Here is a 14,550-nt window from a genome sequence, read left to right on the forward strand (position 1 = left end):
CGATCGGGCCTGCGCGCGTGCCCGGGGAAGTCTGATGGTGATGCCTGAGGACAACAATCTCGCTCAACTGCTGAATTCGCTCGGCTTGGCCATGCATGCCCAGGCCTTCGAGGACAACGACGTCACCCTCGAGGTCCTGCGCTACCTGTCGGACGCGGATCTCAAGGAACTGGGCCTCTCTCTGGGTCACCGCCGCATCCTGCTGGACGCCGTGAGCCATGCAGGGGGCAAGAAGACGCGTCGACGCGCATGGAACGCGAGCCCCGAGAAGCTCGAGCCGGGTGAACGTCGCCAGATCACGGTCATGTTCTGCGATCTGGTGGGCTCGACCGAAATGTCCGAGCGGCTGGATCTTGATGATCTGCAAAGCCTCATCCACGCCTACTACTCTTCCTGCTGCAACATCATCGAGGACGCGGGTGGCTTCATTGCACGGCTGGTCGGCGACGGCATCCTGGCCTATTTCGGCTATCCGTCGGCGCGGGAGGATGCGGCCGAATGTGCCACCCGGGCCAGCCTGAAGATCCTCGAGGCCTTGGGCAGCGCGCGGCTCAGCGGCACGAGCCACGTCAACGTACGCATCGGACTTGCCACGGGCATGTCCGTCATCAGCGACATGGTGGGAAGCGGTTTTGCCGAGCGCCACGCCGCAACCGGACTCGCGCCGAATCTCGCCTCTCGCATCCAGGAGGTGGCAACGGCCGGCAGCGTCGTCGTGGCGGACGACACCCGGCGGCTGGCGGGCGGCTTGTTCATCTATGCCGATATGGGCTTGCATCACCTGCAGGGACTCGAAAAGCCAGTGCACCTGTGGAGAGTGCTCGGGGAGTCCCCTTCGAGCGTGCGCTTCGATGCGTACCGGACGGAGATCTTCGAGTGCGTCGGCCGCGATGCCGAATTGGACACGGTGCTGGAGAGCTGGAAGCTTGCGCGGCTGGGCCAATGCCGCATCGTCACGGTGACCGGGGAGGCCGGCATCGGCAAGTCGCGCCTGCTGCGTACAGCGTCCGAGCGTCTCGCACGGTCATCGGGACTCAGCGTGCTCCTTCAATGCTCGCCGAACCAGACGACCACGCCCCTGCATCCGCTGATCGCCTGGATCCGGCGGGAAGCCGGCATCGGCGCGAGCAACGGATCGGAAGACCGTGGGCACATCGCCGCCTGGCTGGGCGGCGGGGCGACGCCCCTGGAACTGGCGCTGATTGCCGACGTCCTGGGCGTGCCTGTGTCCGGTGCCGAGGCGTTGCCGCCGATGCCGCCCGACCGAAAGCGCAACCTGACGCGCGAGGTGCTGTTGCGGCATTTCGAACGCCATTGCGAATCCGCCGCCGTGCTCTTCATGCTGGAGGACGCGCACTGGATGGACGGCGCCACCGAGGACTTCCTGCGATCGCTGTTCCTGCGCATGCGGGACCGGCCCTTCATGGCATTGATCACCACTCGCCCGCCGGAGAAGCGCAACTGGCGCGACGCCGCAGCCGTGACCGAAATTCATCTGGAGCCGCTGAAAGACAACGATGCGGAGAAGCTGATCCACAACGTCTGTCATGGGAAGAGCCTGCCGCCGGCCGTGGTCAGCCTGATCCTTGCCAAGACGGACGGCATCCCGCTGTTCATCGAAGAGCTGACCGCCTCGGTACTCGAATCGGGCCTGCTGCACGATGACAGCCGCTCGCTTGCCATGGACGGCCCGCTGCCATCGCTGGACATCCCCTCCACGCTGCGCGACAGCCTGATGGCGCGGCTCGATCGATTGAATGGCGCGAAGGATGTGGCACGGGTGGCGAGCGCGCTCGGGCGCGAATTCAGCTTCTCCCTGCTCCTTCGGGTCACCGGGCAGTCGCCGGCTCGGCTGGCAGCCGCCCTGGACCGCCTGGTCGAAGCCCAGTTGCTGTTTCGCCGGGGCGCGCCGCCCGCGGATGAGTACGTCTTCAAGCACGCGCTGATACAGCAGGCGGCCTACGAGGGCCAGCTGAGAAGCGACCGCCAGGCACTGCACGCGCGCATCCTGCACACGATCGAGACCCATCATCCCGAGATGGCAAGCCACGAGCCCGGGCTGATGGCGCACCACTGCCAGGAAGCGAATCTGCCCGACAAGGAGGTCGACTACCTGTACGCGGCAGGACTGGCGTCGACCCGGATGGTTGCCATCGCGGAGGCCTTGTCTCATTTCTCGCGCGCGGAGAAGGTTGTTGCCGGTCTTCCGCAGACACCGCATCGCATCAGGAGACACATCGACATCATCCTGGGCATGATGGAGGTGGGTCGCTTCGCCATCCTTCCCAAGAGACTGATGGAGCTGGGTGCACTCGCCAAGAGCCTCTCGCAAGTCGAAGGAGTCACGTGCGACGCCGCGACGATGTCGGCCATCCTGTTCCAGGAAGGTCGCGCACATCTCTACTCGAGCCGCTACTCCGAGGCGCGGCGGATCTTCACCGAGATCAGGCAGCTCGGGCGCGAGAAAGGGTCGCCGCAGATCGAGATGAAACCGGCATCGGCCTTGAGCATGAATCTGTGTTGCCAGGGCTTGTTCAACGAGACGCTGGAGTTCATCAACGAAAGCAACGTCGGCCGCTACAAGGCGGCGGGCAGCTCCATCGACTACATCTCCGGCCTGGGATGGATCGGCTACGCCACCTGCCAGATGGGTGCTGGTGACGAGGGCCTGCGCTTCGGTGACATGTCGGTCCAGGAGGCCGAGAACGTCCAATCGCCGGTCTACCTGGGCGGCGCCCACATCTGGCGCAGCCACGCGTTGATGGCCGTTCGGCGGCTTGAAGAGGCAGTCGACGAAGCAAGGCGATGCGTGACGCTGAGCCAGCTCCATTCGGTGCCGTATCTCGGATGGCACGGCCTCGTCTTTCTGTCGCTGTGCCTGTGCCGGGCGAGCAAGCTCGACGAGGCAGCCGCATCGCTTGGCGAGGCGCGCGTCCTGCTCGCCAAGGTCGCGGACGGTCACTGGTCCTTGCTCGACTACATACCGGCGATCGAGGCGGAGATGGCCTGCTTCCGCGGCGACCACGTACGCGCCGTTGCGGCAGCAAACCAGGCGATCGAAGTGGCCCAGGCGGTCGGCGGCTACTTTGCCGAATCCATTGCCTGGCGCGTCAAGGCGCTCAGCAGCGTGAGGACGGGGGGAGACCCGCTGCAGGCGCAGGTCCTGTTCGACAACGCGGTCCGCCTGTTCGAGCGCGGCGGCGCGCGCGCCGAACAGGCCTTCTCCACATTGGTATGGTCGCATGCGCTGCACCTGTCCGGCCATGCCGAGCGCGCCCGGCAGGCAGCTCACGCGGCCGTGGAACAGGCGCGCCGGCACCGCCTGTCACTGGCGCGTTGCGAGTACGGAGCTTGGGCCATGCTGTGATCGGTGGCGCGGCCTATTTCGAACGAGGCTTCGTTCGCCGTGCCGCAGCCCGCGTCTTTCGAGAGGCAACCGATGGCCCGTTGCTCCAGGCGTGCAGCACTTCATCGAGCGGCGCGCCGAAATAACCGGGGGGCATGCCGATCGATTCCGCATCCCCGCCCTCCAGGAAGAACAGCATGTCGTGCGGTCTCAGCGCATGGAAGAACAGCGGCCCCGCAGGCGCGGCGCAGGATTCGATGATCCGGCCGACATGCTCGACAGCCGATGGCTCGATGGCCCTGTCGCCGTTCAAGCCTACGCGAATCCAACGCAAGCCTTCGCCGAGATAGAAATGAACCGCCGCCGGCGGTTGCGGCCTCATCGCCATCAGCCCGTCATAGATGGTTCCAACGAGGTTCGGCGCACCGCGGGCAGCAGGCGGCGGCCTCGATGCTTCATCCTTCACATGAGGGAGGACCGGGTTCCATTCATCTATGCATGACATTCCGAACTCCTCGCGCGTGCCGCACAATAAGTCCGAAACGTGAGGCTGCCAACAGTCCTGCACGTGGCGGCTCCCACCAAGAGATGAGGAGAGTCCATGAAAAAGAAAAAGCGCGCCATTGCGCTGGCCGGAGGTGGGCCGGCCGCGGGTCTCCATATCGGCGCACTCGCGGCGCTGGAAGAAGCCCGCATCGAGTTCGACGTGTTCGCCCTGTCGTGCATCGGGGCCTGGGTCGGGATCGTCTACAACACCCGCTCGCCGGGGAAGCGCGCGCAGGAGACCCTGAAGTTCTTCGATACGCATTGCTTCAGGGGCGATCAATCGTATGAGTGGTTCCCCATCAATCGAGGGTTCGCAACCGACTTCCAGGCGCTTTGGCAGGCGTGGGCAACGTTTGCTGCTTCGCCCGGGCGCAATTGGTCGAGCCTGGTACTGCCGGCGGACATCTGCGCGAGCTTTTTCAAGTCGATCGCGCTCTTCGCCAATCCGGGCCGCGTCACGAGCCAGGAGCTCAACACCTGGCTCTTGAACGACGTCCTGGCGGTCAATCCGGCGACGCGGTACCTGACCTCGCTGATCTTCAAATCCGAGATCAACGGCTTGTCCAAGATCTACTACAAGGACAGCAAGATCCTGGAGGAGGTCTTCCAGGGAAGACGACTCTACGAAGAGGACATGCCGGAGATCTATCACAACGCCTGGCGACTGCCCGGCGAGGGACAACCCGGCGCGATGCAGATCTTTCACAACCACCGCAAGACATCGCTCGACGAGAAGGAGAAGTACCTGGAGATATCGTCCAAGTCGCTCTGCGCATGCTCCGCGCTTCCCTACATCGAAGAGAGCGTCTTGATCGACGGGGATGAGTACACCGAGGGCGCGCTGGTCGACACCGTCAACTTCAAGAACCTTCTGCGCGATCATCCGGACCTGGACGAGGTCTGGATCAACCGCATCGTCGATGATAGCCAGGTCAAATCACCTCGCAGTCTTGCCGGAGCCCTGGCCAACCTGCCGATGCAGTTCGCCGCGGAGGTTGGGGAGAATGACATCAAGCTATTCCGTCAACACCTGCTCAACCAGACGCGCATGCGCCCGCGCGTCGTGGAGATACCGCTTGCCGCGGAGTCGGAGGTCACGTTCGATTGGAATCACTCCAACCTGATGCGGGGCTATGCCGAAGGCCGCGCAGCAGTCGAGGCATTGTTGGCGTTCGACAAGCAACTCGAACGCCATACCGTCGACTGATCTTGCCGCTTGCGGCCGCGGCGCGGCTTGCCGGATCAAGAGAGGAGCCGGCGTCCCGGGAGGCACAATCGGCGCGAGCCAGGCCGCCGCTTGCGGTCGCCGAGGCGCCCGCAACCCATCCCCATCGACGCCCCATGCCCAAGTTCCCCGAAGACATCTACACCGAGCCGGCCAGCCTGGACGGAACCACCCTGGCCAACCTCGGCCCCCTGCGCAGGATGGCCGGCCTGTGGCGCGGCGAGAAAGGCGTGGACGTCAAGCCCAAGGCGCAGGGGCCGAAGACACAGGTCTACGTCGAGCACTACGAGCTGCAGCCCATCGATCCCCAGACCAACGGCCCGCAGGTGCTCTACGGCCTGCGCTACCACACCTTCATCCACAAGCCGGGCCTGACCAAGATGTACCACGACCAGGTCGGCTACTGGCTTTGGGAACCCGCAACCGGGAACGTGATGCACACGCTTGCCATTCCGCGCGGCCAGATCGCGATGGCGAGCGGCCGGGCCGACCCGGACGCGGACCGCTTCGAGCTCACGGCCACGCGCGGCAGCCTGGTGAACGGCATCGTCTCCAACCCCTTCCTCGAGCACGCCTTCACCACGCTGGAATGGCGCATCGAGGTCGTTTTCCAGGCAGACGGGACCTGGTCGTACAACCAGGACACGGTGATGCAGATCCTGGGACAGGCCGAGCCTTTTCATCACACCGACCGCAACACGCTCACGAAGATCGGCGAGCCGGCTCCCAATCCGTTGGCAATGCAGGATTGAGCGTCGAGGCAGTCAGGTCACGTCAGCGCTTCGCCAGTGCCGCTGGCTTGATCCTGGCCGCCATGCCGGCGCTGCCGAAGGCCTGGAAGCGATCGACGCAGAGATCGCGTGCGGCGGCGGTGGCGTCCTTCAGGAATTTCCGCGGATCGAACTCGCTGCGATCGCGGCCCATCGCGCGCCGCATGGCGCCGGTCATGGCCAGCCGGATGTCGGTGTCGATGTTGATCTTGCGCACGCCGTGGCGGATGCCCTCCTGGATTTCCTCCACCGGCACCCCGTAAGTCTCCTTGATCTCGCCGCCGAATTCGCGAATGACCGCCAGCCATTCCTGCGGCACCGAAGAGGAGCCGTGCATCACCAGGTGCGTCTGCGGAATGCGCGCATGGATGTCCTTGATGCGGTCGATCGCGAGGATGTCGCCGGTCGGCTTGCGGCTGAACTTGTAGGCGCCGTGCGAGGTGCCGATGGCGATCGCGAGGGCATCGACGCCGGTCCTGGCCACGAAGTCGGCTGCCTGCTGCGGGTCGGTCAGCAGCTGCTCGTGCGAGAGCACGCCATCGGCGCCGCTGCCGTCTTCCTCGCCGGCCATGCCTGATTCCAGCGATCCGAGGCAACCCAGTTCGCCCTCGACCGAGACGCCGACCGCATGCGCCATTTCCACCACCCGGCGCGTCACGCCGACGTTGTAGTCGTAGCTGGCCGGGGTCTTGGCGTCCTCCATCAGCGAGCCGTCCATCATCACGCTCGTGAAGCCCGAGCGGATGGCCTGCATGCACATCGAAGGACTGGCGCCGTGGTCCTGGTGCATCACGAACGGGATCTCGGGGTACATCTCCACGGCCGCTTCGACCATCTTGCGCAGAAATGGCTCGCCTGCATATTTGCGCGCACCGGCCGAGGCTTGCAGGATGACCGGGCTGTCGGTCTTCCTGGCCGCCTGCATGATCGCCTGGATCTGCTCCAGGTTGTTGACATTGAAGGCTGGAACCCCGTACTGATGCTCAGCAGCGTGGTCCAGCAGTTGGCGCAGTGAAATCATGGCCATGGCAGGCTCCTGTGGAAGTGGAAGAGGAATGAAGCTTCAGCGCGGGATGTCGAGCTTCACGCGGTCTCCTTCACGCCGGCATGCGAGACGCTCGCCAGCAGGCGCCGGGCGCGCTCGGCCACCGCCTCGGCGGTGATTCCGAACAGCTTGAACAGCTCGCCGGCCGGCGCCGACTCGCCGAAGCGGTCGAGCCCGATCACGTCGCCGTGCTCGCCGACGTACTTCCACCACAGGCCGGTGCTGCCGGCCTCCACGGCCAGCCGCGGCAGGTGGCGCGGAATGACCGCGTGGCGCCAGTCCGCATGCTGGCGCTCGAACACATCCATGCACGGCACCGATACCACGCGGGCCGCAATGCCCTCCTCCGCCAGCAAGGCCGCAGCGCCCAGAGCCACTGCGAGCTCCGATCCGCTCGCCAGCAACGCGATGCGCTCCCCTTCCGGACGCTGCAGCACGTACGCCCCCCGTGCGATCGATTCGATGCGCTCCCCGCCGCCGCCGGCGTGCGGCAGCGCCTGGCGCGTCAGCAGCAGGCAGCTCGGCCCGTCCGTGCGGCGCAGCGCCTGCCGCCACGCCACGGCCGTCTCGGTGGCGTCCGCAGGACGCCAGACATCCACATTCGGAATCAGGCGCAGGCTCGAGGCATGCTCCACCGGCTGGTGCGTCGGGCCGTCCTCGCCGAGCCCGATCGAGTCGTGCGTGAAGACGTAGATGACCGGCAGCTTCATCAGCGCCGACATGCGCACGCCGTTGCGCGCGTAGTCGGAGAAGGCCAGGAAGGTGCCGCCGAAGGGCCGCAAGCCGCCGTGCAGCGCCAGCCCGTTCATGATCGCCGCCATGCCGAACTCGCGCACGCCGTAGTGCACGTGGTTGCCCGTGCCCGCGCCCTTGAGCGCGCGGTGCCCCTTCCAGTCGGTCAGGTTCGAGCCCGTGAGGTCGGCCGAGCCGCCGATCAGTTCCGGCATCGCGGGCCCGAGCTCGTCGAGCACCTGCTGCGAGGCCTTGCGCGTGGCCACGGCCGCCTGCCGTTGCTGCGCAGCGGCTGCCGCAGAAGCCAGCGCGGCTTCGACCTGCGCAGTGAGCGGCGCGTCGGCGCGATGGCGGCGCAGCAGCTCGCGCGCGAGCGCCGGATGGTCCTGCGCATAGGCCTCGAAGCGCGCCTGCCACGCCGCGTGCAGCGCAGCGCCCGACTCGCGCGCCGACCAGGCCTGCGCGACGCGGGGCGGCAGCTCGAAGGGCGGCGCGCACCAGCCCAGCGCCTGCCGCGTGAGCGCGATCTCGGCCTCCCCGAGCGCCTCGCCGTGCGCCTTTGCCGTACCCGCCCGATTCGGCGAGCCCTGGCCGATGCGCGTCTGGCAGCACACCAGCACCGGCCGATCCGCGGCCGCCGCCTTGTCGATCGCCGCGTCGAGGGCCGCTGCGTCGTGGCCGTCGACATCGCGCAGCACCGTCCAGCCGTAGGCTTCGAAGCGGCCCGGCGTGTCGTCGCCGAACCAGCCGCTGACTTCGCCGTCGATGGAAATGCCGTTGTCGTCGTAGAAGGCCACCAGCTTGTTCAGCCGCCAGGTGCCCGCCAGCGAGCAGGCCTCGTGGCTGATGCCTTCCATCAGGCAGCCGTCACCGAGGAACACGTAGGTGCGATGGTCGATCACCGCGTGGCCGGGCCGGTTGAACTCCTCGGCCAGCAGCTTCTCCGCCAGCGCCATGCCGACCGCGTTGCCGATGCCCTGCCCCAATGGTCCCGTGGTGGTCTCGACCCCGGGCGTGACGCCGACCTCGGGATGCCCCGGCGTGCGCGAATGCAGCTGGCGAAAGCGCCGCAGCTCCTCCATCGGCAGCGCGTAGCCGCTCAGGTGCAGCAGCGCATACAGCAGCATCGAGCCGTGCCCGTTGGAGACGACGAAGCGGTCGCGGTCGATCCACCGCGGGTGGGCCGGATCGTGCCGTAGCCGATGCCGCCACAGGGCCTCGGCGATGTCGGCCATGCCCATCGGCATGCCCGGATGGCCCGAGTTGGCGGCCTGCACGGCGTCCATGGCCAGCGCGCGGATCGCGTTGGCGCACTGCGTGCGCAAGACAAGGTTTTCAGTGGTCATGACGAAGTTCCGTCCTAGATGGCATAGGCTTTCTTGCGCCGCTCCATGAGGCGCAGGATCATCGGCGTGAAGATCAGCTGCATGGCCAGCTCCATCTTTCCGCCCGGCACCACCAGGGTGTTGGCACGCGACATGAAGGAGTCGTGCAGCATGCTCAGCAGATAGGGAAAGTCGAAGCCCGTCGGGTTGGCGAAGCGGATCACCACCAGGCTCTCGTCCGGGCTCGGGATGGTGCGCGCGATGAACGGATCGGAGGTGTCGACCACCGGCACGCGCTGGAAATTGATGTGGGTGCGCGTGAACTGCGGGCAGATGTAGTGCACGTACTCGTGCATGCGGCGCAGGATCACGTCGGTCACGGCCTCGGTGGAATAGCCGCGGGTGCTCTTGTCGCGGTGCAGCTTCTGGATCCATTCGAGGTTGATCACGGGCACCACGCCGATCAGCAGGTCAACATGGCGCGCGATGTCGACCTTGTCGGTGGTCACGCCGCCATGCAGGCCTTCGTAGAACAGCAGCTCGCTCGCCGGCAGCGTTTCCCACGGCGTGAAGGTGCCGGGCTCCTGCTCGTAGGGCGCCGCCTCCTGCGCGTCATGCAGATACTTCCGGCTGCGGCCGACGCCCGCTTCGCCGTAGTCGCGAAACAGCGCTTCGAGGTCGGCGAACAGGTTGGCATCCTCGCCGAAATGGCTGAAGTTCCGGTTGCCGGTGGCCTCTTCCTCGGCCATCGCCGCTTTCATGGCGTTGCGGTCGTAGCGGTGGAAGCTGTCGCCCTCGACGATCGCTGCCTGGACGCTCTCGCGGCGGAAGATGTTCTCGAAAGTTCGGGTGACCGACGTGGTGCCGGCGCCGGAGGAGCCGGTGATGGCGACGATGGGATGCTTGGCTGACATGGTGGCCTCGGGAATGAAGGATTCGTGCCTGGTTCAGGCCGCGGTCGCGAACAGGCCGCGCTTGCCGAACAGCGGCGCCTGGTAGGTGTCCTGCGGCGCCTCGGCGTGGTACGCCTCCACGCGCGCGACCTCGTCGGACGAGCCGAAGACCAGGCCGATGCGCTGGTGGATTGACTCGGGCTCGACCGTCATCAGGCGCCGGCGGCCGGTGCTCGCCATGCCGCCGGCCTGCTCGATCAGAAAGGAGATCGGATTGGCCTCATAGAGCAGGCGCAAGCGCCCCGCCCGGCCCGCCTCCTTGCTGTCGCGCGGGTACATGAACACGCCGCCGCGCATCAGAATGCGATGCGTCTCGGCCACCAGCGAAGCGATCCACCGCATGTTGAAGTCGATGCCGCGCGGGCCTTCCCGGCCGGCCAGGCATTCGTCGACATAGCGCTTCACCGCCGGCTCCCAGAAACGGCTGTTCGACGCATTGATCGCGAACTCGCTGGTGCGCGCGGGGATGCGCAGGTTCGGATGGCTCAGCACCCATTCGCCCAGTTGCGGATCGAGCGTGAAGGCATGCGTGCCGTTGCCCAGCGTCAGCACCAGCATCGTCGAGGGGCCGTAGATCGCATAGCCGGCGCCGACCTGCTGCACGCCGGGCTGCAGAAAGTCCTCCGGCTTCGCGTCGCGCTCGGGCGTCGGCGCGCGCAGGATCGAGAAGATGCTGCCCACCGCCACGTTGACGTCGATGTTCGACGAGCCGTCCAGCGGGTCGAACAGCAGCAGGTACTTGCCGCGCGGATGCTGCGGCGGCGGCACGAAGGGTGCCTCCATCTCCTCGGACACCATGCCTGCCACGTGGCCGCCCCACTCGTTGGCGCGCAGGAACATGTCGTTGCTCAGCACGTCGAGCGTCTTCTGCTCCTCGCCCTGCACGTTCCGGCTGCTGGCGCTGCCGAGCATGTCCCCGAGGGCTCCCAGCGCCACCTTGCGCGAGATCGCCTTGCAGGCGAGCGAAACGTCGGTGATGACGGCATTGAGAGCGCCCGTCGCGCCCGGATGCCGGCGGCGTTCCTCGATGATGTACTGGGTCAGCGTGGCCTTGCCTGCGATTGGCATGTCGATCTCCTGGTAGTTCGTGTTTCTTCACCGGGCGCGGCGCGCGACTCGCGTGCCGTCAGCAGCAGTTGCTGCGGCGTCGCGAGGCGCCACGGCCGCGGCAACACATCCGCGCTCGCGCTCCCGCCGTAGCCCCAAGACACCAGCGCGGCCGGGCATCCGGCGGCCTGGGCGGCGAGCATGTCGGGCGCCGCGTCGCCGACCATCAGCAGGCGAGCAGGCGCCACGCCGAGCCGACGCGCCGCGGACAGCAGCAGCTCGGGTGCCGGCTTGCGCTGGCAGGCTGTGTCGGCGCCGTGCACGCCGGTCAGAAAGGGCAGCAGTCCGGCTGCATCCAGCACGGCGCGTGCCAGGGGCGTCGGCTTGTTGGTGACCACCACCATCGGCAGCATCCGGGCCAGGCCGGCGACCAGTTCGGCGATGCCGTGGAAGACGCTGCCCGATCGCAGAGGCGCCGCCAGCGTGTGCGCATCGAAGGCCTTGCGCAGCCGGGCACGCGATGCGTCGTCGGCGTCCACGCCGTGCAAGCACAGGGCGTGCGCGATCAGCACGTCGGGCCCGTCGCCGATCCATGCGCGCACGGTGTCCAGGCCGAAGCCCGCGAGCCCCGCCTCGTCGAGCGCGGCGTTCAAGGCATGCCGGATGTCCGGCGCGCTGTCAACCAGCGTGCCGTCGAGGTCGAAGGCGATGGCGTCGATGGCGCGCAGATCCTTCATGCGGCGCACCCCGCCAGCGCCCGCGTGCGGATGGCGTCGATGGACTCGCCATAGCGTCCGCCGGCAAACACCGCCGAGCCCGCCACCAGCGTGTCGGCGCCGGCGGCGCCGATGCGCTGCGCGTTGTCGGCCTTCACGCCGCCATCGACCTCGAGCCAGATGTCGCGCCTGCTCGCATCGATGCGGCGGCGCGCCGCCTCGATCTTCGGCAGCACGCTCTCGATGAAGCTCTGCCCGCCGAAGCCGGGGTTGACCGACATCAGCAGCACCAGATCGAGCTGGTCCAGCACATGGTCGAGCACCTGCAGCGGCGTCGCCGGGTTGAGCACCAGGCCGGCCTTGCAGCCGCTGGCCTTGATCAGGCGGATAGTGCGGTCCACGTGCTCGCTGGCCTCGGGGTGGAAGGAGATGATCGAGGCGCCGGCGTCGGCGAACATCGGGATCAGCGCATCGACCGGCTTGACCATCAGGTGCACGTCGATCGGCACCGTGGCGTAGGGCTTGATGGCCTGGCACACCAGCGGACCGACTGTCAGATTCGGGACATAGTGGTTGTCCATCACGTCGAAATGGATCAAATCGGCGCCGGCTTCGATGACCGCCCTCACCTCCTCGCCCAGGCGCGCGAAGTCCGCCGACAACAGGCTGGGCGCGATCCGCATGGTCGAGGCGGAGCCGGGCCGCGCGGAGATTTCGTTCTGCTGCATCTCATGCCCCCCGGTAGAGCGCTTGAACCGCATTCGGCGGCGGCACCGAGGTGGCCCTGCGCGTGAGTTCCTCGACGCCGAGCGACGCGTCCGCGAGACTGGGCACGACCAGCCCGGCGCCGCTGAAGTCGCCGCCTTCGGTCCAGAAGGTGGGCGTGACCAGCGTCCACAGGCCGGCCGCGACGGCCGAGCGCACGCCGTTGGCCGAGTCCTCGAAGGCGATCGCCCGCTCGGGCGCCACGCCCATGGTGTCGAGCGCGAGTCGGTAGATGTCGGGCGCCGGCTTCTTCGCGCGCACCTGGTCGCCGCAGGCGATCACGTCGAACATCGACAAGCCGCCCGGGCCCAGCGTCGCCAGCAGCAAGGCGTCGATATTGACGGCCGTCGTGGTGCTGGCGATCGCCAGGCGCAGGCCGGCGCCGAGCGCCTCGTCGAGCAGGCGCGCCACGCCGGGGCGCAGTTCGATGCCGCCCTGCCGCGCGATCTCGGTGTAGTGCCGCGTCTTCGCGGCGTGGAGCGCCGGCACCCGCTCGTGCAGGCGCTTCTTCTCGGAGGCGCTCAAGGCCAGGCCGTCGATGTAGGCCGTCAGCCGCTCCTTGCCGCCCGTCACCGCGAGCAGGGCCCGGTATTCGGAGCACTCCCAGCGCCAGTCCAGACCGAGCTCTTCGAAGGCCAGGTTGAAGGCGCGGCGATGCACCTCCTCGGTGTCGGCCAGGGTGCCGTCGACGTCGAACACAAGGGCTTCGATGCTCATGCACGCGCTCCTTCGGCAGGGGCGGCGTCCGGCCGCGGATCGAACACGCGGCTCGCCAGGATGTCCTGCGCCTGCAGCGTGCAGAGCTGTTCGCGCGAGAGGGCTTCGTCGCTCGCGAACAGCCGCGTGGCGTGGCGCAGCCGGATGCGGTCCAGCGCATTGCGCACCGATCGCGCGTTGGCGAAATGCGGCTGCCGCCGGCGCAGGCTCACATAGCGCGCGAAGGTGGATGCCGCGCCGTCGTCGAAGCTGTAGTTCAGCCGCTCGAGCATCAGCTGCGCGATCTGCATCAGCTCGGCCTCGCTGTAGTCCGGGAAATCGATGTGATGCGCGATGCGCGAGGCCATGCCCGGATTGCTGCCGAAGAAGGTCTCCATGCGGTCCTTGTAGCCCGCAAGAATCACCACCAGGTCGTCGCGCTGGTTCTCCATCACCTGCAGCAGGATCTCGATCGATTCTTGTCCGTAGTCGCGTTCGTTCTCCGGCCGGTACAGGTAGTAGGCCTCGTCGATGAACAGCACGCCGCCCATCGCCTTCTTGATCACTTCCCGGGTCTTGGGCGCCGTGTGGCCGATGAACTGGCCGACCAGGTCGTCGCGCGTCACCGCCACCAGGTGGCCCTTGCGAACGTAGCCCAGCTGCTTGAGCACCTCGGCCATGCGCATCGCCACCGTGGTCTTGCCGGTGCCGGGATTGCCGGTGAAGGACATGTGCAGCGAAGGCGGCTGCGATTGCAGCCCCTGCGCCTGGCGCAGCTTGTCGATCAGGAGCAGCGCGGCGATGTCGCGGATTCGGCCCTTGACCGGCGCCAGGCCGATCAGCTCGGCATCGAGCTGGTCGAGCAGGGCCTTCACGCCCGAGGACTCGAAGAGCTGCCTCGGCGCGGTGGCGGTGTCGGTGGCCTGGGCGGTATCCATGCGGGTGCCTCGCGTCGGGCCCGGCCTCAGTACCGCGCGCCTTCGGGCCGCGCCTGCACGGCGTAGCTCTCGATGCTGTAGCGGATGGTGCGGCCCGGCTCCTCGGTGCGGAACAGGCGGAAGCCCGGCTCGTTGGCCGGCCGGTTGACGATGAAGGACATCACCACCGACTCAGTGCCGTGGGTCGAGTCGAAGGCGGTGACGCGGATGTACTGCTGCCCGAAGGTCTTGCGGCAGGCCGCGAGCTCGAGCATGACGCCGGCCGGGTCCTGGATGTCGAACATCGGGTTGCCGAACATCTCCCAGAAGGTGTTGCGCGGATGCGGGTCGTCGGTGTATTCGATGCCGATCGCCCAGCCCTTGTCGAGGCAATACTCGACCTGGCGGCGGATCTGCTCGTCGCTCAGGTCGGGCAGGAATGAAAAGGTGCCTTGCGTGATTCGCAT

General features: G+C 67.2%; 13 protein-coding genes. 3 read left to right on the forward strand and 10 right to left on the reverse strand.

Going from position 1 to position 14,550, the window contains the following annotated elements:
• The first annotated feature begins 34 nt into the window (after nucleotides 1–34).
• Nucleotides 35–3,367: an ATP-binding protein gene (locus AC3A6B_RS01950; protein ID WP_487835058.1), complete on the forward strand. Its 3,333-nt coding sequence runs from the start codon at nucleotides 35–37 to the stop codon at nucleotides 3,365–3,367.
• Between the two features lie 13 nt (nucleotides 3,368–3,380).
• Here the strand turns inward: AC3A6B_RS01950 and AC3A6B_RS01955 are convergent, their stop codons facing one another.
• A complete protein-coding gene (locus AC3A6B_RS01955; RefSeq protein WP_487835059.1) occupies nucleotides 3,381–3,851 on the reverse strand; it encodes a hypothetical protein in 471 nt (156 codons plus the stop codon).
• 96 nt (nucleotides 3,852–3,947) lie between these two features.
• On the opposite strand from AC3A6B_RS01955, the gene AC3A6B_RS01960 reads away from it, so the two are divergent.
• Entirely contained in the window at nucleotides 3,948–5,099 is a 1,152-nt protein-coding gene (locus tag AC3A6B_RS01960) for a patatin-like phospholipase family protein (RefSeq protein WP_487835060.1), read from the forward strand.
• 134 nt (nucleotides 5,100–5,233) lie between these two features.
• Nucleotides 5,234–5,869 carry an FABP family protein gene (locus AC3A6B_RS01965; RefSeq protein WP_487835061.1) on the forward strand — a complete coding sequence of 212 codons (636 nt, stop codon included), beginning with the start codon at nucleotides 5,234–5,236 and terminating at the stop codon, nucleotides 5,867–5,869.
• Nucleotides 5,870–5,891: 22 nt separating this feature from the next.
• On the opposite strand, the gene fba is transcribed toward AC3A6B_RS01965, so the two are convergent.
• The 9 genes from fba to AC3A6B_RS02010 are packed head-to-tail and all read right to left on the reverse strand — an operon-like array spanning nucleotide 5,892 to nucleotide 14,550.
• Entirely contained in the window at nucleotides 5,892–6,914 is a 1,023-nt protein-coding gene (fba, locus tag AC3A6B_RS01970; protein WP_487835062.1) for a class II fructose-bisphosphate aldolase, read from the reverse strand.
• A gap of 56 nt (nucleotides 6,915–6,970) precedes the next feature.
• On the reverse strand, nucleotides 6,971–9,010 hold the full coding sequence (gene tkt / locus AC3A6B_RS01975) for a transketolase (RefSeq protein WP_487835063.1): 2,040 nt from the start codon (nucleotides 9,008–9,010) through the stop codon (nucleotides 6,971–6,973).
• Nucleotides 9,011–9,024: 14 nt separating this feature from the next.
• Nucleotides 9,025–9,903, reverse strand: coding sequence for a phosphoribulokinase (locus AC3A6B_RS01980; protein ID WP_487835064.1), 879 nt, complete (start codon nucleotides 9,901–9,903; stop codon nucleotides 9,025–9,027).
• Nucleotides 9,904–9,936: 33 nt separating this feature from the next.
• Entirely contained in the window at nucleotides 9,937–11,010 is a 1,074-nt protein-coding gene (locus tag AC3A6B_RS01985; RefSeq protein ID WP_487835065.1) for a class 1 fructose-bisphosphatase, read from the reverse strand.
• Nucleotides 10,983–11,726: an HAD-IA family hydrolase gene (locus AC3A6B_RS01990; RefSeq protein ID WP_487835066.1), complete on the reverse strand. Its 744-nt coding sequence runs from the start codon at nucleotides 11,724–11,726 to the stop codon at nucleotides 10,983–10,985. Before AC3A6B_RS01990 ends, AC3A6B_RS01985 begins: the two co-directional genes overlap by 28 nt.
• On the reverse strand, nucleotides 11,723–12,433 hold the full coding sequence (gene rpe / locus AC3A6B_RS01995) for a ribulose-phosphate 3-epimerase (protein WP_487835067.1): 711 nt from the start codon (nucleotides 12,431–12,433) through the stop codon (nucleotides 11,723–11,725). Before rpe ends, AC3A6B_RS01990 begins: the two co-directional genes overlap by 4 nt.
• 1 nt (nucleotide 12,434) lies before the next feature.
• On the reverse strand, nucleotides 12,435–13,187 hold the full coding sequence (locus AC3A6B_RS02000) for an HAD-IA family hydrolase (RefSeq protein WP_487835068.1): 753 nt from the start codon (nucleotides 13,185–13,187) through the stop codon (nucleotides 12,435–12,437).
• The gene (gene cbbX / locus AC3A6B_RS02005) at nucleotides 13,184–14,104 is read right to left on the reverse strand and encodes a CbbX protein (protein WP_487835069.1); all 921 of its coding nucleotides are present in this window, start codon (nucleotides 14,102–14,104) and stop codon (nucleotides 13,184–13,186) included. Before cbbX ends, AC3A6B_RS02000 begins: the two co-directional genes overlap by 4 nt.
• A 26-nt stretch (nucleotides 14,105–14,130) precedes the next feature.
• On the reverse strand, nucleotides 14,131–14,550 hold the full coding sequence (locus AC3A6B_RS02010) for a RuBisCO small subunit-like domain-containing protein (RefSeq protein ID WP_487835070.1): 420 nt from the start codon (nucleotides 14,548–14,550) through the stop codon (nucleotides 14,131–14,133).

This window comes from Variovorax sp. Soil_C_33 (assembly GCF_057656935.1).